The following is a 25,172-nucleotide window of genomic DNA, read 5'->3' as shown; positions in this document are numbered from 1 at the left end:
ATTAATAGTGATGATGAATTATTTGGATTCGAAATAAACTCTTCTGTTTGCTCTATTTTTCCATTCTGGACATTTAGTAGCCGGTTCGCATTCTGGATATTTCAGATCTTTTTCTCCTCTACCTTCAGCTTGCAATTTATTTGCTTGAACTCCATTTTTGATTAAATAATCTTTTACATTATTCGCTCTTCTTTCGGATAATTTTTGGTTATAAGCATCCGTAGCTCTTGTATCCGTAGCTCCGATTACTTTATACGATCCGTTAGACGAATTAATATAATTAACGGCATTATTCAAAATAGGAGTATTTGAAGGCAAGATTTTATCTGAATTCAAATCAAACTCTATTCCTTCCAAAGTACGAGTATCATCGGATACGACATTCTTTTTAGGAGTTTCTTTGATTGGACATCCAAAATTTTCTTTAGGTCCAGGAACCGTTACGCATTTATCATTAAGATCAATTGTTCCGTCCAAGTCAAGATCTAAAGCGACACCAGCACCATCTACTCGAGCTCCAGCCGGTGTATTTAGTTCTCTATCCCAATCATCACAAACACCATCATTATCTTGATCGCCATTTTGACATACAATAAAGTTTGGTGTTGCATTTTCTAATGCATATACTCTTGCATAAGCATCTTGCAATGGATCATGCCAAGTTAAATGACTGATGTGTTTACCAAGGTTAAATGTTAAACCTAAATTAACAGTTACCATATCATCGGATCTCTTATAACTTATACGGTTATAATCGATTGCAGCAGGTTGCTCATGAGTCCATCCGCCGCCATCAAATTCGTCGTCACCGGTCAAGACATACATAACACGACCTTCGATATCAACCACTCTGGAAATTTTATATTTTAATCCAGCACCAAAGGTTGAATAGAAAGTTGAGAAGTTAAAATCTTGATCAATTTCAATAGGAATTCGAGGAGGTGTTGTATTCCAACGAGAAGCATTATTGTCTAGCAATTGAGTGGTATAACTTTGCAAACCGATTCCGGCATAACCATGCAAAGCCCAACGATAAGGAGAATGATTATCCACCCTTCTCATTAGATTAGAAAGATTGACATCTCCCATTAAAGCTACTTGATGAAATTTAGTCCAAGCTGTTGCTACACCTGCTAATGAACCATAATAAGGATCTTGTAATTTTCCTTTTTGATTTGTTTCACCCAATTGGTATTGCAACATCAAACCAAAGGTATGTGAGATTTGCTTATTCAAACTTGCATAAGCATTCCATCCCCAATTAACCTTACCTCCATAGAAAGATGTAAGATCTGCCTTGGTCATAAATGCAGGTCCACCACCTATGGATATGGACCAGTCGTTCAGTTTTCTTGCTTTGTTATCAAATTTTTCGACATAAGAAGCCCCTGAAGAAAAAGTGTTGGGATAACCTTCCATCACTTTAACTCGAGCAGAGTCTTTTTGTGCGTAAATTGAAATCGGCAATACTGTCGTAAGTAACAATAAATTTAATTTCATACTTTATGTTTTATTTCGTTTAATTCCTCTAATAGTTTTATAGAAAACTCTCTTTTCAAATGCTCTTGATGAGGGATTACCAGCTTTTCAGATTGCATTTGCAAGTGATTGTAGCTTACAATATCAATATCAATAACCCTATCACAATACCCACCTAAAGCTTTTGAGTCTTCCAACCTCCCTAATTTTTTTTCAATGCTTTTTATTGCATTCAAAACAAATATTGGAGAAAGAACAGTCTTTAACTCAATAGCAAAATTAATAAAATTATTATTACTAACAAAATCTATTGGAAATGTTTCTAAAAAATCGGTTTTATATAAAATAATTCCTATTTCTTCTTCAATCATTCTTAATGCATCTAGAATATTTTTTTTCTTATCTCCAAGATTAGATCCTAGTAACAAAACGACTACTTGTTGCGACATATTGGTAAAATATATAATTATGCGAAGTTTTTTTAAAAATGTACTAGCAAATATAGTAGCTATATTTATTATATGTGCTTCTATTTTCTTCTTTTTCATTTTTATCATGATGATGAGTAGCATGGGCGAAGAAAAGCCTAGCGTAAAAGAAAACTCAATCTTGACCCTTGACCTAAAGACTCAAGTTATTGATAGCGAAACCGAAGATCAAGAAAGCCTTTTCACTCTAAAAAATAAAGTGAAAAATGCAATGGCCTACAACATCATCGAAGCCATTAAAAAAGCAAAAACCGACGACAAAATCAAAGGGATCAGTATAGAAACCGACAACATCAACGCTGGGATTACCCAATTGGATGACATCCGACTGGCTTTAGAAGATTTTAAAAAATCGGGGAAATTTGTTTATGCTTATGGCAATTCCGTTTCGCAACCTGCTTATTATCTAGGTTCTGTTGCTGATCAATATTTCCTAAACCCTGCAGGCGGCATTGAACTGAAAGGTCTTTCTACAGAAGTTGTTTTTCTAAAAGATTTTATGGAGAAATACGGTATCGGCATGCAAGTTATCCGACATGGAAAGTTCAAAGCTGCTGTTGAACCTTACTTGAGAAATGAAATTTCACCTGAAAATAAAGAACAACTTTCAACACTCCTCAATGACATCTGGAGCAACACCTCGTCAAAAATTGCTGCTTCAAGAAAAATAAGTGCTGAAAGTTTTAAAACCACAGTGGACAGCCTGTACGGCATCATCCCTGACCTAAGTTTGCAACACAAATTAGTGGATCGATTAATTCAAAAAACTGAGTACGATGCGTTTTTAAAGAAAAAACTAAATCTAAAGAATGATGACGAGATCAATAAAATCTCGTTCAACAAATACATCAATTCTTTTGAAACCTCTACCAAAAAAGAAGAAATTGCTGTTCTTTATGCTTCTGGAAAAATTATGAACGGAGAGGGATACGACAATATATATTCCGAAGATTATGTAAAATACATCAAGGAATTGCAAAACGACAAAAAAGTAAAAGCAGTTGTTTTGAGAATCAATTCACCTGGAGGAAGCGCCAACGCTTCTGATGAAATTTTATTTGAACTGCAACAACTAAAAAAAACCAAACCTCTTATTGTTTCTTTTGGTGATTACGCAGCATCTGGAGGGTATTACATTGCAATGGCTGCTGATAAAATCTATTCCGAACCCAATACATTAACTGGGTCTATCGGTGTTTTTGGCACCATTCCTAACGCAAAAGAATTGGCCAATAAAAATGGAATTAGAGCCGATGTCGTTGCTACAAATGCCAACTCCAATATGTTTTCTATGTTAAATGGAATGAGTCCTCATAGTGTAAACATCATTACCAGAAGCGTTGAACAAACCTACAAACGATTCGTTCATTTCGTTACTCAAAACAGAAAGAAAACCTTTGAACAAATAGACCAAGTTGGAGGAGGAAGAATCTGGAGCGGAACAAGAGCTAAAGAAATTGGATTAGTTGACGAACTGGGAAGTTTGCACGACGCCATTTTGTTTGCAGCTAAGAAAGCAGGAGCAAAAAATTATGAAGTAGCATCCTACCCTGCAAAAAAAGACAAGTTGGACGAAATCATTTCTATGTTTAGCAGTGATGAGATTGAAGCCCGCTGGATAAAGTCTAAGCTTGGAGTAGATAAATATAAACTGTACCAACAAGTTTTAAAAGAGAATAACAAATCGGAAATCATGATGGAATCTCCGTATTCCGTAACTTTAAAATAAAAATAAAGCTCTCGAAATCGAGAGCTTTATTTTTTTATTATTTCTTTACTATTTTCCCATAAATCCAAAGTACAACTAAAGCACCAAGAACCGAAAAAACCAGAGGCCAGAAATGGAACATATCTGCATCGGTTGCACCGCCACCTCCAAAAAATGTATCGGCAGCAAAACCACCAACAAAAGCACCAACAATTCCTAGAGCACTGGTCATTAGCCAGCCCATTTCCTGTTTACCAGGCATAATCATTTTCGCAATAGCACCTACGACTATCCCAAAAACAATCCATAAAATAATTGTCCACATAATTTGTATTTTTTTGATTAAACAATCAAATATATACAAATTTCACAAAAACACGGTAAATTTTATTGATACTTATTTTTTTCTAAAGAAAGAATCCACAAATTCTTCACCGTTAAAAAGTTGAAGATCTTGCATCTTTTCGCCTACACCGATATATTTCACCGGGATTTGGAACTGGTCGGAAATACCAATCACCACACCTCCTTTTGCCGTCCCGTCCAATTTGGTAACCGCCAAGGCATTTACTTCAGTAACTGCGGTAAATTGTTTTGCTTGTTCAAAAGCATTTTGACCCGTAGAACCGTCCAATACCAATAAAATTTCATGTGGAGCATCGGGAATTACTTTTTGCATTACCCTTTTTATTTTAGAAAGCTCATTCATCAAATTCACTTTATTGTGCAAACGACCCGCAGTGTCTATTATGACCACATCTGCTTGCTGAGCTACCGCACTTTGTACCGTATCAAAAGCCACAGAAGCCGGATCGCTTCCCATATCTTGTTTCACAATAGAAACTCCAACCCTTTCGCTCCAGATCACAAGTTGGTCAACCGCTGCTGCCCTAAAAGTATCCGCAGCACCCAGCACAACTTTTTTACCTTCGGACTTAAATTGATGAGCCAATTTACCAATCGTAGTGGTTTTGCCAACACCGTTTACCCCTACAACCATGATGACATACGGTTTTTTGGAAGCGTCTATATTCCCAGATGATGCATGTGGGTTTTCTAACAAAAGCGCAGCGATTTCCTCCCTTAGGATTCTATCCAGCTCCGAGGTACTTACAAATTTGTCTCTGGCGACTCTTTGTTCAATTCTTTCAATAATTTTAATGGTTGTAGAAGCTCCCACATCGGAAGCGATAAGAATTTCTTCCAAATCATCCAAAACCTCATCATCGACCTTGCTTTTACCGACAACTGCTTTGGTCATTTTTTCAAAAAAACCTTGACTGGATTTCTCGAGACCTTGATCTAGGGATTGTTTTTCTTCTTTATTGAATATTTTTTTGAACCATGACATAGTGCGCTTCTATTTTGAAATTACAAATTATACAAAGATAACAAAAAAACTATCCAAATAATTGGATAGTTTTAATATCATTCACTCATGAAGAGCTTATTTTTTCAAATAAGCATCAACTTCATCAGCGCTCATTACTTTCTCTTCGAAAACATAAGCTCCAGTTTTAGGAGACTTTACCATTTTCACTACTTTGGTCATCTTTTTAGACTGCCCAGATTGTAGCGTTGCTACTACTTTTTTTGCCATTGTAAAATATCTTTATATATTATTACTTAATTTCTTTATGAACTGTATACTTTTTAAGAACCGGGTTGTATTTTTTCAACTCCATTCTTTCCGTTGTATTTTTTTTGTTTTTAACGGTAATATATCTGCTCATTCCAGGCATTCCGCTTTCTTTGTGCTCTGTACACTCAAGGATAACTTGCACTCTATTTCCTTTACTTTTCTTTGCCATTTTGAATAAATTTATTTAATGAAACCGTTTCTTACAGCTCTTTCCAAAGCTTCTTCAATACCAACTTTGTTGATGATTCTCAACCCGTGTGCAGATACCTTTAGGGTAATGCTTGTCCCTTGCTCTGGAAGAAAGAATTTTTTCTCCAATAAGTTAATTTCAAAACGACGCTTCGTCTTGTTGTTTGCGTGCGACACATGGTTTCCTACCATGGCACGCTTTCCTGTAATTTGACAAATTCTTGACATATCTCGATGTTCTTATATTTCTACTTAAATATTTGAGTGTGCAAAATTATGTTTTTTTTTTCAGTTTGACAACTTTTTTCAAAAATCATCTTAAAATAGTTCAAACGAATTGCTTTCACTCTGCATCAGTTAGCGTTTGATTACTATTTTTTTTCTTTCTTTTTTGGTTTTCTCTTGTATCCATTGTACCAAACCGTAAAAAATGAGAAAACCAAAAGTGTAAATACAAATTCTGGACAGAAGATCACCGCTTCTCACATAGATGGTCTGCCCTTCGTACAATTTTATTTTTGCCGGAAGCACAGTTTTATCGTCGTAAAAAGTATCCGCAACCATCTCTCCTCTTGCATCGATATGAGCCGAAATTCCACTATTGGCAGCTCTTGCAACCTCCCTACGAGTCTCTATAGCTCGAAGTCGAGCATACGACAACAATTGCTTGTGTCCCTGACTAACACCCCACCAAGAATCGTTGGTCATAATTCCTAAGAAATTTGCTCCATTACGGACATAATCGGTTACAAATTCACCATAAATACTTTCATAACAAATAATTGGTGCCATCTTTCCTTTGTTGTAGGGGTTAGAAAAAACTTTCCTCTCCTTGTCCCAACCCAGGGACACCACGGCACCTCCCAGATTGATCATTGCATCACCAAGAAGGGGTTTGAGAACGGACATGTATGGGAAAATTTCCACACCCGGCACCAATTTCCCTTTGTGATAGACCTCAACTTTCTGATTCGGAACAAGCTGAACAGCTGAATTGTAACTCACAACACTCACTCCATCCTGCAACGGATAGGCTTCTTTTGGAGCAGGCTGTCCAGGTCTAAAAAAACGATGCGAAGAAATTCCGGTTTCGAAGACCGACTGAGGATGTTTTACTAAAAATTCTTTGACCTTATTCAACAATATGCTTTGCTCAAAACCCGTTTCGGAGATAGAACCGCTTCCCGGTATTGCCGTTTCGGGTGCAATAAAAAAATCTATTTTCCCTTTTGCGTTATCGTTTGCCAATTGTAAAAGTTCATCCAAAATTAGAAGACTGTCTTTGGCATATTTTTCATTGTACGGATCCAAATCGGGCTGCAACATTAGGACAGAAATCTCTGCGAGAGGTTTTTCATCAAACGACTGGTATTTGGAATACGAAAGCGCCATGGGAAAGAGAATCATCACCAAAAGAACGACTATATTCTTTATCAACACTGCTCTTTTCCTACCTGCCTGCCAAGTTCTAAAAGAAAAATAGACAAATACATTGACCACCAATACCCACAAACTCCCTCCTGTTGCGCCAAGCGTATCGTACCATTGTATTAGTTTGGGGTATTCTGAAAAGGCATTACCTAAATTGAGCCAAGGCCAGGAAAGCTCCCATGTTAGGTGAAACTTTTCGAAACTCATCCAAATGGAAATTAAAAATGCAAAGCCCCAATAGGTTCCTAAAAAATTTTTGAATTTGTGATATGCAATAAAAATTAAAGCATACAAAAGAGAATTGACAATTACCGGAAAAGCCACCGCCATAATGGAATGACTACCGTCTGGGTTTTTGGATCCGTACAACCAACCTGTAGTTATGACATTCCAAATAAAAAATGTTAAATACGAATAGCCAAAAATCGCCCATGACTTTTTCTTAATTTTTGAAAACTTCGCTACCTCATGCTCTAATAGCATCAAAGGAACCAATGCGAAAAATATAAAAAAGGGAATCCCGTAAACAGGCCATGATATGGAAAACAACAGTGCGGATAGTAGAGCGTAAAACAAATATTTCATAATTGAAAATGAAACTTTAAAAATTTAAAACAACAAATTTACTGCATTTATAAGTATGAAAATACGATTACACGAAAGAATGTGATATAAAAAATGCCATGAAAAAATCCATGGCATACTATAAGTAAAAATAAGTGAACAATTATTTGAAATCGGCATCTGTAGCCTTATTCAATTCATACGATTTTACTTTGAATTCGAAATCTTGTCCACCCATTGATTGAGTCATCGTAAATGGCAATTTAACTCCGGAAACCTCTTTATAATCTGAGAAATTGGTCGTTGCTCCGTCTCCAGTCTCTCCGGTTTTCAATCCGGTTTTTACAGAATAATACGAAACAGAACCCCCTTCCTTAACGGCATAGCAATCTTCGTTATTGAACTTTTCGATTCCACCCAATTTAACATCAGCTGCTTTAGCCAAAGTCAATTCCGGGAAAATCTCTGAACTCTTCAACAACTCTTCTTTCTTTTGCGCTGGGATTGGCATTTTCTGACCTTGAGCTTCCATTCTACCGTCCTTACCATCAAAAACCATTTTTTGCATGGTTTGTCCCATCATGCTTAACGATTGGTTGATTTTTCCGCCTTTTGCTTTAATTTCTTTCAATTCCAAAGCCATACCTTGTACGGTTGCAGAAGCATTGGTTGTAAGGGAATTAATCTTAGCAAGTGCCTCTTTCCCACCGATTGCAGTGATATATTTGTCCATAACCGAAGCAACAGAAACGCTCGCATCTACTTTTTGAGCTTGTGGTTTTGCAACAGGATTGGCTTGGCTATCGAAGAATTTCACAGGATATCCAAGTTTTTCCAAACCTTCGGTAATTTGAGAAGCTTTACCAGCGATAAAAATTCTACTTTGGTTAGGTAAAATATTTGCTTTTACCGCCTTGGTTACATCGGCTGCTGTAACAGCATCAATAGACTTTAGGTAATCGGCATAGAAAGAATCCGGAAGGTTTTGAACTTTTTGGTTCAAAGCAAATCGTGCGATGGTCCCCGGGCTTTCCATAGAACGGATAAAATCTCCTTTCAATTTTGCTTTTGCATTTGCCAATTCTTCAGGCTTCACGGTAGAGATTCCGTTTAATTCTTTCATGAATTCAACCACTGCTTTATCGGTTACTTCATTTCTCACGCTAGACTCAGCCGAGAATTCGGAAGAATATTTCCCTGGACTCATGGAAGAATATGCACCATAGGTAAAGGCATTTTTCTCTCTCAAATTCATGAACAATCTAGCTTCGCCACCACCACCAAGGATGTAATTGGCAATCATGGATGGGAAATACAAAGGAGTTCCCACCTTCAAATTGTTCAGGTTGTTGATGGAAATTACAGACTGTACTGCCGTAGGAACATCTACCACATCAATTTCTGTAGTTGCTACATTGGATGCCGGCTCCAACTTAGGGAATACCGTATTGGATTTTTTCCAACCTCCGAATGCTTTTTCAATCATGGGTTTCACCTGATCCATAGTCACATCGCCCACGATTACCAAATAAGCATTGTCCGGAGCATAGTATTTATTGTAGAAATCCTGAACATCCTTCAAGCCAATTTTGTTGATGCTCGCTTCTGTAACGAACTCACCTCTAGAGGTATTTTTACCGTAGGTTAATGCATTTGAAACTCTACTTGCGATAGACGAAGCGTTTTTCTCTTCAGATTTCAGACCTTCTATCATTCTTTCTTTAGAAGTTTTAATTTCTTCTGCAGAAAATTTCGGATTCACCACAGCATCGGACATTAAACTCAAAACTTGTGGGAAATATTTGGACAGAGTATTGGCGCTAGCACCGGAAGAAGAGAACCCTAAACTTGCTCCTAAGAAATCCACTTTTTTGTTGAATTCGTCTTTGGACATGTTCATGGTTCCGTTTTCAAACTGATCGGACATTACATCGGCAACACCAGCAACGGCACCTTCGTAGATTGGAGGTCTGTCCATGGAAAGACTCATGTTTACTCTTGGTAATTTATGATTTTCCACAATCATTACGGTTAGTCCGTTGTTCAGTTGGAAGGATTTAGGCTTTGCAATGTTGATTACTGGAGTTGGACCAGCAACGGGCATTTTGTTGATGTCAATTTTTTGTGCAGTAAGCATTCCTGAAAGTAAAAATGCTGCCGCGATATATGATAATTGCTTTTTCATTGTTTAATTATTTTTTTTCAGGAACATAATTGATGATTACTCTCTGGTTCGGATTCAGGTATTTTTTAGCTACCTCACGAATATCTTCTCTGGTAATTCCTCTATAGATATCAATTCCTTTATTGATCAAGTTGGTATCTCCCATCAACACATGATTGGTTGCCAAGTTATCGGCAATACCTTGGATGGATGAATTGGCATTTACAAACTGATTTTCGAACTGGTTTTGAAGTTTTTGATAGTCTTCTTCAGAAATTAGATCGGTTTGAACTTTTTTCACCTCAACATCGATGTCTTTTTGCAAATCTGCTTTTGGCGTAGTACCCATTGGAATTGCGAAGAATGCAAATACTCCTTCTTTTTCAAAACCAATACTTGGAGCTGCTACTTGCAACGCTTTCTTGTCCTGATCTACTAATTTTTTGAACAAAACAGAAGATTTACCACCGCTTAAATACGCAGAAAGCATGTCTAAAGCTTTAGAATCTCTGGTGGTGTTGCCCGGTATTCTGTACGCAAAAATATAAGCCGGCAATTGGATGTTAGGATCCGTAACCGTCACTTCTTTTTCTTTGGTAATTGGCGCATCTTGGATGTAAGTAAATGTAGATTTTACTCCTTTTGGAATAGAACCGTAATACTCCTGAATCCATTTTTTTGTTTGCTCAGGCTTGATATCTCCGGCAACAACCAAAGTTGCGTTGTTCGGGATGTAGTATTTTTTGTAGAACGCTTGGAATTCTTCTAACTTAGCCGCATTCAGATCTTCCATAGACCCGATAGTTGGCCAGCTATACTGACTGTTGGTGAATAAGTTTGCCAAAATAGAGTTCAGAAGATTTCCGTAAGGTTGGTTGTCCATTCTCAATCTTTTCTCTTCTTTCACCACCTCTCTTTGGGTATCTACACCCACTTGGTTTACAATTCCGTGTCTCATTCTTTCGGCTTCCATCCACAGACCCAATTGTTGGTTATTGGACGGGAAAGTTTCAAAGTAATAAGTTCTATCGTTAGTCGTATTGGCATTGTTGGACCCTCCGTTGGACGAAACAATCTTAAACCATTCTCCTCTTTTGATGTTAGGAGTACCTTCGAAAAGCAAATGCTCGAAGAAGTGTGCAAAACCGGTTCTTCCTTTTGCTTCATCTTTTGCACCTACATGGTACATTACGCCGGTAGTTACCACCGGAGCTGAATTATCTTGATGAAGAATTACATGAAGCCCATTTGGCAAGTCGTACTCTTCGAATTTGATTTGCTGCGCATTGAGCATCATTCCGAAAAATGCCACTGCTGCTGCAGATAGAAATCTTTTTTTCATATAGACTAAATTAATTTTAACAATAAGTGTCAAAAATAACCATTTTGTTACAACCTTTATGATAAAATTTTTAATCTCTTAAAAAAATTAAGAAAACAAAAACTTTCTACTTCAAAATTCATGAAACACAGCAAAGAACTTCCTTAAAAACACCTGATCCTTTTAAAAATTTAATAAAAAAGGTACCTAACAAAGGATGCCAAGTACTTTCTTTAAAGATCTTTTAATCGTTTATAAATTCAAAAACAATTTTGGATTGATTGGAGTTCCGTTTTTATGCACTTCATAATGCAAATGAGGTCCTGTAGATCGTCCGCTATTTCCGGATTTTGCAACAACTGTTCCTACCTCTACCTCATCGTTGGTTTGCACCAACAATTCAGACAAATGTCCGTAGAGCGTCGCTAAACCATTTCCATGAGAGACTATCACACATTTTCCGTACCCACCTTTAGTTCCGGAGAACACCACTTTTCCTGCAGCGGTACATTTTACATCACTCCCAAAAGGCACAGCAAAATCCATCCCTTTGTGAAATTGCATCTGAACCGCCGGTTTTTCACTTCCTTTTTTGGTCATGGCGCTATCGCTTTTACTCGTATTCGAGTTGGTCACCGGAGTCCCAACGGTTGCTAAAACGGTTTTGAAAGGAATGGGATTAACCCTCTTCCCGAAATTAGAAGAAACCCTGCCGTCCGTTGGTGCACCCAAAGGCACTTGCATAAGTTTGTTCTGTAAGTCCACCAAAAACTGGCTGTATCTGTTGCTTTGCTTGGCCAGATATACAGAATTATCCAAACTATCTTGTGCCAACTGCTCTACTTTTGCATCTACAATGTTTTTAGAAGCTAAAAATGAACGAAGAGATCGCACCGTATTGTTGATTAAATGAAGGTCTGTTTTCATTTTGGAATAATCGATACTGTCTTTTTTTGTATTGATTTTCACCAAATTCACTTCATAATTTTTATTGTCTCTTTCTGCAAATAATTTCCCAATTAATAGTGCCTGACCGATGATTACAGATAGAAAAATTCCGAACAACAAGGTTGCATTTTTAGGTTTTCTAACTTTTACCAAAATTCTTTTCATTAGCCTTTCTTTAAATTATTTTTTATCTAAAAACGCGACAAAATTATAATAATATCTGAAATAGAAAATTTATTTAACATAATTTTAATAAGTTTTCAATTCAATTTAATTATCATTCTGATTTCTTTAAAAACAACTTTATAATCTCCAAACACCATAAACTATTAATTTACACATACTTATAAACACAAACAAAACAATTACAGTCATTACAATTCGACCTTTTCCTCAACCTAAAATATATCATAAGATACAGACTTTAACATTTAAACAATTCTACTTAAATATCATTATCTTTGTAGTCATTTTAATTTGACATGGCAAAAAAGACTGAAAAGCATCCCTCTAACACGCAAACAACAAAAAACATCAACCCGAGTCTACCTGTAGTAGGCGTTGTAGGAAGTGGTAGCTTTGCAACAGCAATTGTAAAAATGTTGGTAGAGAACGCACCCGTTGTTCATTGGTGTGTACGAAATGAATTTGTTAAAGGCGCCATAGAACTAAAAGGGCACAATCCCACCTACCTTACGGCGGTACATTTCGACTTAAAAAAAATAAATATCACCACAGACATCAACGAATTGGTCAAGCAATGCGATATTGTTGTCTTGGCAACTCCCTCCATCTATCTGTCCGACACTTTAGATCAGATGAATGCGGATGTCAAGGGCAAAATCTTCATCTCCGCCATTAAAGGTATTGTGCCGAAAGTAAATGATGTCGTTGCCAATTATTTGAGAGAGCAATTTGGTATTGGCTATAAATGCCAAGGCGTGATTGCCGGCCCTTGTCATGCCGAAGAAGTCGCCATGGAAAGGCTTTCTTATCTGACCATTGCTACGGTTGAAGATCAGGTTGCCGATCAATTGTTAAAACTATTTTCTTCGGACTTCATCAATGTACACTGTTCCAAAGATGTTTTGGGTAACGAATACAGCGCAATACTCAAAAACATTTATGCCATTGGAGCAGGTATTGCTAGCGGTTTGGGATATGGAGACAATTTTATTGCCGTTTTTGTATCCAATGCTATCCGTGAGATGGAAACCTATCTTGAAGCCATTTATGAAGCCCCGAGGGATGTGAATGAGAGCGCCTATCTTGGTGATTTATTGGTAACTGCCTATTCGCTTTTTTCCAGAAACAGAAACCTGGGAAATCTCATCGGCAAAGGCTACACCGTAAAATCGGCTTTGCAATCCATGAATCAAATTGCCGAGGGCTATTACGCTTGTGACAGCATCTACTTTACAGCAAAAGAAAAAAATGTAAATGCTCCAATCATCGAAAGCATTTACAAAATATTGTACGACGGCAAGGATGCCGAAAAAACATTTTCTAAATTAGTAACCAAATTAAATTAAGCCTTCCCGTCAATGTTCAATCTTGGAAACTACCTTCAACTCTCTACTTTTGGAGAAAGCCATGGAAAAGCCATCGGCGGCATCGTTCACAATTTTCCATCTGGAATTTTATTAAATTTAGAAGAAATCCAACGACAATTGGACAGAAGAAGACCAGGACAGTCCGCTCTTGTCACTCAAAGAAAAGAAAGCGATACCGTCCAATTTCTTTCTGGTATTTTGGATCAAAAATCAACAGGTACAAGCATTGGATTCATCATTGAAAATGAAAATCAAAAATCCAAGGACTACGATCACATTAAAGATCAATTTCGTCCCTCGCATGCCGATTTTACTTATCAGCAAAAATTTGGCATTCGAGATTTTGCCGGAGGCGGAAGATCATCAGCTAGGGAAACCACCAACTGGGTTGTTGCCGGAGCTTTGGCCAAACACATCCTTCCGGAAGAAATAGAAATCAATGCCTATGTTTCTTCTGTTGGTGATATTTTTTGTGTGAAACCCTATCAGGATTTGGACTTCAGCAAAACCGAAAGCAACGATGTCCGTTGTCCGGATGCTGAAACGGCAGAAAAAATGATGACCAAGATAAAAGAGATTAAAAAAGAGGGCAATACCATTGGAGGCACCGTTACTTGCGTGATTAAGAATGTGCCGATCGGCATTGGCGAACCTATTTTTGGAAAACTACAGGCCCAATTGGCACATGCCATGTTGAGCATCAATGCCTGCAAAGGATTTGAATACGGAAGTGGATTTTGTGGCGCAAAAATGACAGGCAAAGACCACAACGATCTTTTCAATGCTGATTTTAGCACCAAGACCAATTTGTCTGGAGGCATACAAGGTGGGATCAGTAACGGAATGGACATCTATTTCCGAGTGGCTTTCAAACCGGTAGCCACCTTATTGTCAGCGCAAGAAAGTTTTGATGCCCAAGGCAATCCCACAATTATTGAGGGAAAAGGAAGACACGATGCATGTGTAGTACCTAGAGCCGTACCAATTGTAGAAAACCTTGCAGCCTTTGTTTTGGCCGACTTGTACCTCATCAACCAATCAAGAAAAATAAAATAATTAACAACATAAATCTAATTTAAAATCAACATGAAAAACTACTGGGACAAAACCGTAAACTTTCAAGAATATTTCAACATTGCAGACGAAAGAGTAAAAAATCCGATTGAAGGCGACGAAAAACAAGAATACTACAATCTTGGTGTACAAAGAATGAATCGTACTTTGAAAACTTTTAAAGTTGAGGATGACCTGTCTGAGGCATTTAAAGCGAAAAACTTCAATGGAAAAATCATGATCATCTCCGAGCCTTGGTGTGGTGATGCCAGCGCAACTGTACCGGCATTGTACAATTTTTTCGAAGCATGTGGTACTGACTGCAAAATCTTCCTTAGAGACCAAGACACCAGCCTTATCGATCAATTTTTAACCGACGGAACGCAATCCATCCCTAAAGTTCTTATTTTGAACGAAGATTTTAGCGTAAAAGCATCTTGGGGACCTAGACCAAAATTCGGATTGGAATTGTTAAAGAAATTCAAAGAAAATCCAGAAAGCTACCCAAGAGAGGAGTTTTACAACGATCTTCAAGTTTATTACGCAAAAAACAGAGGTCGAGATGCAATACAAGAAATCTTAGAACTTATCTAATTACCCAAAGGGAAGAGCTTTGTTCTTCCCTTTATTTTAATTACAAACAAATCGTATGAAAAAGTACATCTTTTATTTCATTATAGGCATTGTTATTTCAGGAGCCTTGTATTGGATTGCTAACCAAAGTACTTCGGACTCTCCTCTTTCTCCAACAGCGACGGTGGAAGAAATCAATAAGCTCTCCGAGGCGGATTACGACATCGACCTAAAAGGAATCAATGCACCGGATACCAACCTTAAAAACTTCAGAAATAAAAAGTTGTTTCTAAATTTTTGGGGAACATGGTGCCCACCATGCAGAACAGAATGGCCCACCATACAAGCTTTGTACAACAACAAAAAAGGTCAGTTGGATTTTGTACTGATTGCCATGCAGGATCAGGAAGAAAATGTTGTAAAATTTTTGAAAGAAAACAAGTACAGTGTACCGGTGTACATTGCCAAAAGTCCAATTCCGGCCTCACTATTACCCAAAGCATTTCCGACCACATTGTTACTGAATACGGATGGGAAGATCTTTTTCAAAGAAGACGCATCAAAGGATTGGAATAACAAAGACGCCAACGATTTAATTAACACCTTCTTAAAATAATATTGGTACACAATTTGTCTATCTTTGCAAAGAAAAAAGATACCAAAACACAAAATGAAGTATTCAAAATTCAAAATTGCTAGAGAAGCAATCAAGCATGAAGGGTTTTTACAGAAACTGCCCATCATTATTAGAATGTTAAAATCCATTTTTTCTAAAGGTGGATACAAACCCGGCAAGAAAAACCTCTTTGTACCGGGACTCATTCTCTTATATCTCATATCTCCCATCGATGTACTTCCCGATTGGATCCCCCTCATTGGAATTGCGGATGACCTTGCGTTATTGGCCTTTGCCATCCCTTTTTTAATGAAAGAAGCCGACCGTTTTGAAGAGTGGGAAAACGACAAGAATCCGGATCTAAAAATTAAAGAAGCTGAAATTGTTGAATAAACGAAAGTCGTCAGAAAAAAACTGACGACTTTTTTATTTAAGCACAACAAAGACAAATCATTTGCTTAAATTTGCAAAATCTAATAAATCGAAATGGAAAATAAAAAAGAATTCTTTTTAGAATGCTACAAACACGGCATCATCAAGTTTGGACAATTCACCTTAAAAAGCGGTATAGAAAGTCCATTTTATGTAGATTTAAGACCATTGGCTTCGGATCCAAAAATCCTTAAAAACCTGGCCAATCACTTGCTGAACATGTTGCCGTTAGACAATTTCGATTTAATCTGCGGTGTACCTTATGCAGCACTACCTATGGCTACCGCTATGTCGCTTGAAAGCAATTTGCCCCTCATCATCAAAAGAAAAGAAGCCAAACAATACGGCACAAAAAAATTAATTGAAGGTCTTTTCCAAAAAGGTCAGAACTGTCTTTTGGTTGAAGATGTGATTACTTCAGGAAAATCCCTTTTGGAAACCATCCCTGAAATTGAAAACGAAGGCATAAAAGTTTCTGATGTTGTTGTGGTCTTGGACAGAGGACAAGGCGGTAAAGAATTGCTAGAAAGCAAAGGTTATCGTGTACACACCCTGTTCACCATACAAGAAGTATGCAGTATTTTGCAAGAAGAAGGTCATCTTTTAGAAGATGAAATCGGCAGAATCAACGATTTCTTAGCGGGTAATGTGGTGAAATTCGAAGAGAAAAAAAGATTGAGCTACGAGAAAAAAATGGAAATTTCCGAACATTCTCTTTCAAAAAAAATCATCTCTATTGCTCTTGAGAAAAAATCCAACCTTATTGCTTCTGCGGATGTACTGACCACCAAAGAACTTTTGGATTTGGCAGAAAAAGTAGGTCCGCATATTGTTGCGCTAAAAACCCACATCGATATTCTTTCGGATTTTGACATGGAAACCACCATACTTCCACTAAAAGCTTTGGCAGAAAAACACAATTTCTTGCTGATGGAAGATAGAAAGTTTGCGGACATCGGCAATACCCAAGAATTGCAATTCAGCCACGGAATCTACAGAATTGCTGAATGGGCCGACTTTGTAACCTCACAAGTCATTGGCGGTTACGAAAGTTTGGACTGCTTCCGTAATGTCGGTGTGGTTGCCATACTGGGAATGTCTTCTAAAGGCACACTTACCGACCAAAACTACCAAGACGAAGCTTTGAAAATTGCTCTTAGCCATCCGAATGTTTTCGGAGGAGTTTCTCAAAGACCCCTCACAGAAGATTTATTGCTTTTCACACCTGGTGTAAATTTGGACAGCAAAGGAGATAGCAAAGGTCAGCAATACAACACACCGGAACATGTTTTTAAAAACTTGCACACCGATTTTATGATTGTTGGCAGAGGCATCTACAAATCTACAGATATCGAAAAATCGGCTTTACACTACAAAATAGCCGGTTGGGAAGCTTATGAAAAGTCATTGGTTTAATCTGTATTTCATATAAAAAAGAGCTGTCCTCATCATTTGGACAGCTCTTTTTTTATATTTCTATCACTACCGGACAGTGGTCGGAATGGACCACATCGGTCAGGATACTAGCATTTTTCACTCGTGGCAATAGAGGTTGGGTCACAAAATGATAATCCAATCGCCAACCTAGATTCTTGGCTCTCGCACTTTGTCTGTAACTCCACCATGAAAAAGTCTGTACACCTGGATTTTGGTTTCTAAAAGAATCTGTAAGATTGCATTCCTTCATAAATTTGGTCATCCACTCTCGCTCAATCGGTAAGAAGCCGGAAACATTTTTTAAACCCTTGGGATTGTGAATGTCTATTTCTTCATGACAGATATTAAAATCGCCACAGATGATCAAATTCGGAACTTCTTTTTGAATTGTGTTGATGTATTTTAGGAAATCTTCTGCAAATTGGAGTTTAAAATCCAATCTTTCGATGTTGGAAGCCGATGGCACATAAACGGAAAGAACGGAAAAATCATCAAAATCTGCTCGGATAATTCGGCCTTCGGCATCGTATTCTTCAATGCCACAACCGTATTCTATATGATTGGGTTTTTGTTTGGTTAAGATCCCCACGCCGCTGTATCCTTTTTTTTGTGCAGAAAACCAATAGCAATAATATCCTAACGCTTCCAAAGCTTTTGTATCGATCTGTTCGGGACTGGCTTTGGTTTCTTGCACACCTACTACATCGGGGTTTTCGGATTGCAACCATCCGGTAAGGTCTTTGGTCATGGCAGCTCTAATGCCATTGAGATTGTAAGAGATAATTTTCATAAGACGAAAATACAGAAATAAGTTATGATAAAAAAGTCGGAAAAAATTTTTGACTTCCTTCCGACTTTCGGTGGATTCAAGTTATCTATCCATGCATTCCTTTTGCATAGAAGATTCGTAGTTGTTTTTATTTAATATACTGAATATTAGTTACTTGCATAAAAGTTTTATCTGGTTTTTTACTTGTTTTTAAGAATAATTTACTTTAAACATCCTAAGCTGAATTGTTTGTTTTGTATGTCCAATGTATAAAATAAGTGTCTAATTTTTGGTCAACTTATTTTAGGGTTGGACGTTCTTATTCTTTAATTTCAATATTGAACCATTTGAGTTTTCGGTTTATAGACAGTTATTCTATTTTTTGGTTTTTAGAAAGCGTAATTTAAAAAATCACTTTTTCTCTAAAAAAAAGGCAAACGCATAATTTAATTGAACAGCAATAATCATTGCAATTCCAAGATAAGGATTGATGAAACCCAACAATGCTCCAATTAGATACAATGTTTGAGCAATAATAATTCTTTGCTTTAAAGGTTTGTCCACCAAATCTTTGGTTTCGGTATTGACCAAATTATTTTTACAGGCATATATCCAATTGATATATAGCATTAATCCCATTAGAAAAATATTGAACCAATAAACCGCAATGGCGAATTTAAAATGCATATAATCTCCAAGAAATGCCGTAGTAAAAGGCAAAAAAGTTACAGTGAGCAGAAACAGAAGGTTGATCCAATTCAGATTTCGGTCGCTTTGTTCGATGTGTTTGTATTGTGCAGAATGTCCAACCCAAAAAATCCCTGTAGTCATAAATGCAAGAAAATACACCAGAAATTTTGATTTAAGCGTAAGAAATTCGTTAATCAAATCCTGTTCAGATTGAATACTTTGCAAAAATGGAACACGAATTTCTAATACTAAAAGTGTCAATGCCACCGCAAAAACACCATCACTAATAGCGATAAGTCTGGCCGTATCTTTACCGGCAATTTTGTTATATGAAGAATTTTTCATCCTTTATTTTGTTTGTCCAATGTCTAAACGATTGAATTTTCCTTCTGCATTTTGGCTAAATTTAAAATATACTCGAAAAGTCCCCCACTGTCCTGCAAAGAAATTTCCGTAAATATCTTTTCCATCATTCTCTACTTTATCTATGGTTAAGAATTTTTCTTTGTGGTTAAAAGCATTGTCAAAAAAAGATTTAAAATCAAGTGTTCGTCCATCATCGGTGAATGCAGCATCATCTGTAAAATAAGAATACCAAGCGTTTTTGTTGTTAGCTTGTAATGCTTCAATCGCTTTTTTTACATTTTCGTTCGTTAATTTTGTTAAGTCCATTTTGTTTTCTGTTTTAATTGTTTTCGTATTTTGATTGTTTTTCGGTTGTTGATTGTTTTTCGGTTGTTGTCCGCAAGCAGTGAGCGAAAGCGAACAAGAGATGACCAGTATTAATATTTTCATAATTTTAATTGGTTTTCAAAGGATGTTGCAAGTAGATGATTACTAAGTTTAGTAATAGAAAAGGAATTTCGATAGCTACTCCTTTCAAGTCTTTTTGCAATAACTGTAAACAAATAATCATTAATATTCCTGCAGCCATCAGAAAGTTTCCCCAAACAAAAGTTTTTGGAAATAAAATCAGCAATGAAGCAATCAAAGTAACTGCACCGTTTATCATTACGGCATTTTTACTGAAGTTCCATTTCCCAAACATTTCTAGCATTTCGGGTTTTGCAGTCAGCATATTCCAACCGTGTTTTATTCCCATAAACACAGCAACAAGGATTAAAATTGAGTTTATTATTTTTAAGATCATCATTTTAGGTTTTAAAATAAAAGGCAAACAACTCAGTCATTTGCCTTTATAAAAATTAAATATTTACTTATCTTGTTGTATATCCACCATTTGCAAAAATGGTTTGTCCCGTAATCCACCAACCATCAGTTACTAAAAACTCTACAAGTGGTGCTATGTCTTTAATATTCGTTAAACCACCTAAATCAGATGCTTGTTTGTGGTAAGCTACGGCATCATCACTTTCTTGACCGTAGAAGAAAGGGGTATCCATAGGTCCCGGAGCAACTGCTGTAACAGAAATTCCACAAGAACCAAATTCTTTAGAAGCTGCTCTGGTAAAATGCTCAACCGGTGCTTTTGCTCCTGCATAGGTCGAATAATAGCCAGTAAATGCAGCCAATAATGAAGTAACAATAGTATTAATTTTACCATTATCATTCAGTTTTTTACCCGCTTCTTGAATGAAGAAGTAAGCCACTTTTGAGTTGATGTCACTCATACTGTCATAATCTTCTTCTGTGGTGTCAGTAAAAGGTTTTTTCAATACTTTACCCACCGTGTTGATGGCAATGTCAATACCTCCAAATTTTTCGATTGTGGCATCAAAAAGTTTAGTGATGTTTTTTACATTTGTCAAATCTGCCTGAAATATAAATGCTTCTCCTCCTGCATTGGTAATGTCTGCCAATGTTTTTTCAGCATCTGCTTTTGTACTATCGCTGTTGTAATGAATTGCAACTTTTGCTCCTTTTTTAGCAAAATCACGGCTTAATAAACCGCCTAAATTCTTTGCACCGCCTGCTATTAAAACTACTTTTCCGTTTAAATCGTTTCTTGCCATCTTTTTTGTTTTTAAATGTTAATAAGACAAAGGTGGCAACAAATGAAATTTATTTCATGGTGAACTTTTCGGAATTTTTATTTTCTTTTCTGAATTGTCCCGGAGTTTGCCCTACAAATTTCTTAAAGAATTTTGAAAAGTTAGAAGGGTCATAAGTGAGTATTTTTGCAATTTCAGAAACCGACTTATCTGTTTCAGAAAGCATTCTTTTGGCTTCTTCAAGAATTTTAAGGTCGTAAAAATGACAAGGATGATTTCCTGTTTCTTTTTGAACTATATCAGTTAGATGTTTATGTGAGATAAATAATTCATTTGCAATTTGGTTGATTTCCATAAAATCATCAGCCTTTCCTGAAATTACATCTGCAATATGTTTGTCCAAAAACTGAAAGTAATTTTCAGTAATTTCTTTGCTTCGGCTTAATATGTCTTGTTCTGTTTGTTTCATATAATTTAAAATAAAAAATATTACAAAGTTGTGATTTTCTGAAAAACTATTTATGGTTAGCCCTTCTTCGGTTGACGAAATCTCTAATAACAAAGACTGCCCATATTTTTTGAGCAGCTTTGTTTACAAAGGCTTTGGTAGTTTTTAGTGCCTTTAGTATATATGTATTTTTTTTAAAATTGTTTATATCAAACTTAATTCTCTACAATAGTTAAATTATTATAAAGTGATGCACCTCCAGATTGTGTCGTGTTATAATTAGGTACTGGATCGTTATCCCATATCAAATCCACCCATAAAGCAGGTCTTATATATTCTCCCGGGTTAAGTTTAATACTCGCTGTACAACTAGATCCGACTTTTACACTTCCAGAAGTATTATTATCATCTCTACTATCAGAAGGGAAAGTATTGGCACACTTCACCGAATTGATTTCTGTGCCTGCGGCATTATACACTCTCCATATAGCTTCTATTTGGTTAGTATAGGTTGTATATGACCTTAATTTACCAGATTCTGTTGCAAAGGTAAAGGTTGCGGTAAATGTACCTTCTCTATTTGCTGTAAATATTCCTGTGGTAGGATCAAAGCTACCTCCCACATTATTATCAACTTTAGAAGTCCAATCGGTCAAAAAGGCAGAGGTACGGTTGGGAATACCATCAATATAACATTTTCCTGACATAGAAGTAGCTATGGTACATGATGGATTTTGACTAGAAGCATTACCACCCGCCTCGTACATTGCTGATTTAGGAGATGTTTTAGTCGCAATTACTACCGATTTTGTAGTTTGTGTATTTTTTAATCTTACCCACTCTACGCCATTAGAATATTCTATATGCCCAGTTAATCCATCAACCACATAGCGTATCGCGCCTTTCCCTGCAGCTGCAGCAGTTTGGTTGGTATCCCCAACGGCTAAAGCGTTGTCGTTTTCAGGATTACGCAGATCTACCCTAACCTTAGGAGATAGGTTACCTATACCTACCCATCCATTGGTATTGGTTACTATAAAGTCATCCTTTGTCTGACTATCGGTACTTCCGGAAGCAGGTGTGTTTTTTTGTGGATCGATATGCAGAGCTCCTTGTGGGGTTTTGGTATTAATGCCTACATTATTTTGTTGTGCATTTATCATCGATAAAGAGAGCAAAGATGCTCCCAAAATTAAATATTTCATCTTTGTTTTTTTTAAAGTTGGGTAATGGTAATAGAATTATCCGCTTGATTCGTTGTAGAATTTATCGAACTATTAAAGTTCTGTAAGAATCGAGGTCTAATCGTTTCATTCTTCTTTAGCTGGAAGATAGCCGTACAGTTATTTCCGGTTCTATTACTTCCGGTTCCAGTACCGTATCCCGGATAGGCATTTACACATCTAAACTCTGGGATACCATTGGTTGCGGTAGAAGTAAGGATAGTTTCGGTATTGCTATTGTTACTAATAGAACCACTCTGAGTAACAATATTGACAGAAACAATATATTCTCCATCATTAGGAGCTGTAAACACTCCTGTAGTAGGATCAAAGCTGTTGGTTCTATCTATTAATACGTTCCAATTTGTAACATTTGCTATAGTACCATTAGCAAATGTTTGAGCTGAACTTTTACCAGCATATACCAACGCTTTTACCGAGGAAGTAGGCAAGAAATGCCAATTGGTACCATCAGAATAAGATAGCCCCCAGCTGGTACCACTCTCATGGTATTGTATAGCTCCTCCTTTTGCCTGTGCTGCTGTCTGAGCAGTTGTGCCAATACCAATTGCATTTTCTGAGCTGTTACTTCTAATATCAAAGCGTACAGCAGGGTTAATTACCCCAACACCCACTCTTCCGTCTTTAGTTACTACAAAATCATCTTCCGCTTGTGCCGGAGAAGGTGCGGTATTATCTGTTGGGTTGTTTGTAGCTACATCTATATGAAATATTTGTTGTGGCTTTTGTGTTCTTATTCCTACTTGTGCTACTATTATCATTGGTGCAAGCGTGAGGAATGTTAATATATATTTTTTCATAATAATCTGTATTTAGTTTTCAACAATAGTTAGGTTATTAAAGCCAAAGAAAGGATTGGTAACCGCGGTGGATGATCTAAGCCCCCTGGCGTTATTATCAATGGTTTGCAGTAAACGAACGCTTAGTTTTTCGCCTTCATTTAGCCCGATACTGGTTACACAAGTACCTCCTGCTTGGGCGTTTCTTGTTGCTTTCCCCCATGTCTTTAGACATTTTACAGCAAGAGTATTACCTCTCATTATTTGAGATTCAACATAACTATTGGCATTGAAGCTCCCTTCCACAAAGTTAAAAGTAAAGGAAACCGTATATACCCCATCTCTAGGTGCCGTAAAAACTCCTGTAGTATTATCAAAATTAGAAGTAGCATCTGAAGTTTCCTGCCATCCGGCAATGATAGTTGGGGCGTTGTAGGGCACTTTTATGGTATTGTTTCCCGCATTTATTCTTGCTACCACCTCAGCCTTTTGTGGGGTAGAAATAATATCCTGCCACACTACGCCATTAGAAACTTGTAATTTACCCCCCGAAGTATCATCATATCTGATAGCCCCTTTGCCGGCAGCAGTAGCTGTTTTTGTGGTATAACCTATGGCTAAAGCATCATCCGGAGAAGCCGACCTTAGGTCTAATCTTACGGCAGGCGTTGCCCAACCTGCACCTACATTGCCATCTTTAGTGACTACGAAATCGTCTTTTTGTTGCTGCCCTGTTACCCCTGTTGCAGGCGTATTTTTTTGTCCATCTATATGGAACATTTGCAATGGGTTACTTGTATTAATCCCCACTTGTCCAAAGGCAAGTGCAGAAAGCAATAATGTTGCTATATATACTATTTTTTTCATCTTGTTATTTAATTTAATTTGTAAAAGGAAAAGTGTAATTTAAAACTCTTTTATCCGGTTGATATGAACTCTATTTTTTTTAACAAAAGGTGGCGGACGAATCTTATTTACAGTTAAACAAACAGAGAGTAGTAAGAGATTTGTTTTCTCAAAAGCTAGTTTATGAGGAGCTGCTTTATGGTGAACATATTTTACTTCTTCGGATTGTAAGGCAGGCTGCTTTATGTCTTGCGTAGTGGTGGGAGCAACAGCTATACTATGACAATCAGAAAGAAAAAATGTTTTTTGATTGTCATTTTGCTTAAAAACTTCTTTTGGGAATATTGACTCTTCTTCAATTGGAGTATGATTCGCTATTCTTTTTTCTTGTTTAAAATGTTTTTTAGCTAGAACTTCTTTTGTTTTCTCAGGTTCATCTAAATAGATAACTGTAATATTTTGGTCGGGCTGTAATCCTGTAATCGTAGTTTCTGATGCTATATAAATATGTGTAAAGTCTATTTTTTTTATTTGCAAAAATTTTTGGGTAATTACCGTCTCATCACCTATAAAAATTTTAGTATCGTTACCATAGAAAATCTGAGAAAGCAGAGAAAGAGGAAAAATAAAAAAACATAAAAGCACGAGCAATTTATAGTTGCCCGATACAGAAAATAAATTTCCGGCTTTTATGTTTTCTTTTCTCATCATTGTGTTTTCAATAGTACTATGTAAACAATTTCCTAACCTATTAACATAATTGATGATCTTCCACTTTAATCAATTGTTTAATTGAAAATGTTTTCTATTTACACACTATTTAATGTTTTTTTTCACCACAATATT

At 36.7% G+C, this 25,172-nt stretch carries 28 protein-coding genes; 7 read left to right on the top strand and 21 right to left on the bottom strand.

The features are described from left to right. Positions 1-18: 18 nt before the first annotated feature. The gene (locus H9Q20_RS09140; protein WP_124641229.1) at positions 19-1,500 is read right to left on the bottom strand and encodes an OmpA family protein; all 1,482 of its coding nucleotides are present in this window, start codon (positions 1,498-1,500) and stop codon (positions 19-21) included. Further along, positions 1,497-2,027: a 2-amino-4-hydroxy-6-hydroxymethyldihydropteridine diphosphokinase gene (gene folK, locus H9Q20_RS09135; protein WP_316248105.1), complete on the bottom strand. Its 531-nt coding sequence runs from the start codon at positions 2,025-2,027 to the stop codon at positions 1,497-1,499. The genes H9Q20_RS09140 and folK overlap by 4 nt, the downstream gene beginning before the upstream one ends. Here folK and sppA point away from each other — a divergent pair. After that, a complete protein-coding gene (sppA, locus tag H9Q20_RS09130; protein WP_187477553.1) occupies positions 1,948-3,696 on the top strand; it encodes a signal peptide peptidase SppA in 1,749 nt (582 codons plus the stop codon). The genes folK and sppA overlap by 80 nt on opposite strands. A gap of 37 nt (positions 3,697-3,733) precedes the next feature. On the opposite strand, the gene H9Q20_RS09125 is transcribed toward sppA, so the two are convergent. From H9Q20_RS09125 to H9Q20_RS09085, 9 genes are all read right to left on the bottom strand, one after another. Continuing rightward, a complete protein-coding gene (locus H9Q20_RS09125) occupies positions 3,734-4,000 on the bottom strand; it encodes a GlsB/YeaQ/YmgE family stress response membrane protein (protein WP_124641215.1) in 267 nt (88 codons plus the stop codon). Between the two features lie 72 nt (positions 4,001-4,072). Further along, positions 4,073-5,026, bottom strand: coding sequence for a signal recognition particle-docking protein FtsY (gene ftsY / locus H9Q20_RS09120; RefSeq protein ID WP_124641213.1), 954 nt, complete (start codon positions 5,024-5,026; stop codon positions 4,073-4,075). Positions 5,027-5,122: 96 nt separating this feature from the next. Continuing rightward, positions 5,123-5,275 (bottom strand): DUF4295 domain-containing protein, encoded by a 153-nt coding sequence (locus tag H9Q20_RS09115; protein ID WP_124641211.1) that lies wholly within the window; start codon positions 5,273-5,275, stop codon positions 5,123-5,125. Between the two features lie 22 nt (positions 5,276-5,297). Further along, the gene (gene rpmG / locus H9Q20_RS09110; RefSeq protein WP_124641209.1) at positions 5,298-5,486 is read right to left on the bottom strand and encodes a 50S ribosomal protein L33; all 189 of its coding nucleotides are present in this window, start codon (positions 5,484-5,486) and stop codon (positions 5,298-5,300) included. Positions 5,487-5,497: 11 nt separating this feature from the next. After that, positions 5,498-5,734: a 50S ribosomal protein L28 gene (rpmB, locus tag H9Q20_RS09105; RefSeq protein ID WP_124641207.1), complete on the bottom strand. Its 237-nt coding sequence runs from the start codon at positions 5,732-5,734 to the stop codon at positions 5,498-5,500. A 129-nt stretch (positions 5,735-5,863) separates the two neighbouring features. Then, entirely contained in the window at positions 5,864-7,522 is a 1,659-nt protein-coding gene (gene lnt / locus H9Q20_RS09100) for an apolipoprotein N-acyltransferase (protein WP_124641205.1), read from the bottom strand. Positions 7,523-7,664: 142 nt separating this feature from the next. After that, positions 7,665-9,686 (bottom strand): M16 family metallopeptidase, encoded by a 2,022-nt coding sequence (locus tag H9Q20_RS09095; protein ID WP_124641203.1) that lies wholly within the window; start codon positions 9,684-9,686, stop codon positions 7,665-7,667. Positions 9,687-9,693: 7 nt separating this feature from the next. Further along, positions 9,694-11,007 (bottom strand): M16 family metallopeptidase, encoded by a 1,314-nt coding sequence (locus tag H9Q20_RS09090; protein ID WP_124641201.1) that lies wholly within the window; start codon positions 11,005-11,007, stop codon positions 9,694-9,696. A gap of 231 nt (positions 11,008-11,238) precedes the next feature. Beyond that, positions 11,239-12,099 carry a M23 family metallopeptidase gene (locus tag H9Q20_RS09085; protein ID WP_187477552.1) on the bottom strand — a complete coding sequence of 287 codons (861 nt, stop codon included), beginning with the start codon at positions 12,097-12,099 and terminating at the stop codon, positions 11,239-11,241. A gap of 434 nt (positions 12,100-12,533) precedes the next feature. Between H9Q20_RS09085 and H9Q20_RS09080 the strand changes: the two genes are divergently transcribed. The 6 genes from H9Q20_RS09080 (at position 12,534) to pyrF (ending at position 17,577) form a co-directional block, all read left to right on the top strand. Then, positions 12,534-13,466: an NAD(P)H-dependent glycerol-3-phosphate dehydrogenase gene (locus H9Q20_RS09080; RefSeq protein WP_241154741.1), complete on the top strand. Its 933-nt coding sequence runs from the start codon at positions 12,534-12,536 to the stop codon at positions 13,464-13,466. A 12-nt stretch (positions 13,467-13,478) separates the two neighbouring features. Beyond that, positions 13,479-14,543, top strand: coding sequence for a chorismate synthase (gene aroC / locus H9Q20_RS09075; protein ID WP_124641195.1), 1,065 nt, complete (start codon positions 13,479-13,481; stop codon positions 14,541-14,543). Between the two features lie 30 nt (positions 14,544-14,573). Further along, positions 14,574-15,134, top strand: coding sequence for a thioredoxin family protein (locus H9Q20_RS09070; protein ID WP_124641193.1), 561 nt, complete (start codon positions 14,574-14,576; stop codon positions 15,132-15,134). A 55-nt stretch (positions 15,135-15,189) separates the two neighbouring features. Beyond that, complete coding sequence (locus H9Q20_RS09065) at positions 15,190-15,729, top strand: TlpA family protein disulfide reductase (protein ID WP_187477551.1); 540 nt, start codon at positions 15,190-15,192, stop codon at positions 15,727-15,729. 54 nt (positions 15,730-15,783) lie between these two features. Continuing rightward, positions 15,784-16,122, top strand: coding sequence for a YkvA family protein (locus H9Q20_RS09060; protein ID WP_124641189.1), 339 nt, complete (start codon positions 15,784-15,786; stop codon positions 16,120-16,122). Between the two features lie 93 nt (positions 16,123-16,215). Next, the gene (pyrF, locus tag H9Q20_RS09055; RefSeq protein WP_187477550.1) at positions 16,216-17,577 is read left to right on the top strand and encodes an orotidine-5'-phosphate decarboxylase; all 1,362 of its coding nucleotides are present in this window, start codon (positions 16,216-16,218) and stop codon (positions 17,575-17,577) included. Between the two features lie 52 nt (positions 17,578-17,629). Here pyrF and H9Q20_RS09050 read toward each other — a convergent pair whose 3' ends face one another. The 10 genes from H9Q20_RS09050 to H9Q20_RS09005 all read right to left on the bottom strand — a co-directional run bounded on the left by H9Q20_RS09050 (position 17,630) and on the right by H9Q20_RS09005 (position 25,037). Next, positions 17,630-18,388 (bottom strand): exodeoxyribonuclease III, encoded by a 759-nt coding sequence (locus tag H9Q20_RS09050; RefSeq protein WP_124641184.1) that lies wholly within the window; start codon positions 18,386-18,388, stop codon positions 17,630-17,632. Positions 18,389-18,778: 390 nt separating this feature from the next. After that, positions 18,779-19,402 carry a TMEM175 family protein gene (locus tag H9Q20_RS09045; RefSeq protein ID WP_187477549.1) on the bottom strand — a complete coding sequence of 208 codons (624 nt, stop codon included), beginning with the start codon at positions 19,400-19,402 and terminating at the stop codon, positions 18,779-18,781. Between the two features lie 3 nt (positions 19,403-19,405). Beyond that, a complete protein-coding gene (locus tag H9Q20_RS09040; protein ID WP_187477548.1) occupies positions 19,406-19,852 on the bottom strand; it encodes a hypothetical protein in 447 nt (148 codons plus the stop codon). 4 nt (positions 19,853-19,856) lie between these two features. Then, positions 19,857-20,210, bottom strand: a complete 354-nt coding sequence (locus H9Q20_RS09035; RefSeq protein WP_262385500.1) for a DoxX family protein — start codon at positions 20,208-20,210, stop codon at positions 19,857-19,859. 64 nt (positions 20,211-20,274) lie between these two features. Next, on the bottom strand, positions 20,275-21,030 hold the full coding sequence (locus tag H9Q20_RS09030; protein WP_187477547.1) for an SDR family oxidoreductase: 756 nt from the start codon (positions 21,028-21,030) through the stop codon (positions 20,275-20,277). Between the two features lie 49 nt (positions 21,031-21,079). After that, positions 21,080-21,478 (bottom strand): helix-turn-helix domain-containing protein, encoded by a 399-nt coding sequence (locus H9Q20_RS09025; RefSeq protein WP_187477546.1) that lies wholly within the window; start codon positions 21,476-21,478, stop codon positions 21,080-21,082. 194 nt (positions 21,479-21,672) lie between these two features. Further along, on the bottom strand, positions 21,673-22,635 hold the full coding sequence (locus H9Q20_RS09020) for a hypothetical protein (protein WP_187477545.1): 963 nt from the start codon (positions 22,633-22,635) through the stop codon (positions 21,673-21,675). A 38-nt stretch (positions 22,636-22,673) separates the two neighbouring features. After that, a complete protein-coding gene (locus H9Q20_RS09015) occupies positions 22,674-23,501 on the bottom strand; it encodes a hypothetical protein (RefSeq protein ID WP_187477544.1) in 828 nt (275 codons plus the stop codon). 12 nt (positions 23,502-23,513) lie between these two features. Further along, positions 23,514-24,347 carry a hypothetical protein gene (locus tag H9Q20_RS09010; RefSeq protein WP_187477543.1) on the bottom strand — a complete coding sequence of 278 codons (834 nt, stop codon included), beginning with the start codon at positions 24,345-24,347 and terminating at the stop codon, positions 23,514-23,516. Between the two features lie 39 nt (positions 24,348-24,386). Then, a complete protein-coding gene (locus tag H9Q20_RS09005) occupies positions 24,387-25,037 on the bottom strand; it encodes a hypothetical protein (RefSeq protein ID WP_187477542.1) in 651 nt (216 codons plus the stop codon). Positions 25,038-25,172 lie beyond the last annotated feature (135 nt).

It is taken from the genome of Amniculibacterium sp. G2-70 (assembly GCF_014353055.1).
Classification (GTDB): Bacteria; Bacteroidota; Bacteroidia; order Flavobacteriales; family Weeksellaceae; genus Amniculibacterium; species Amniculibacterium aquaticum.
Note: the sequence above shows the minus strand (reverse complement) of the source record. Positions and strands in the feature narration are given on the sequence as shown.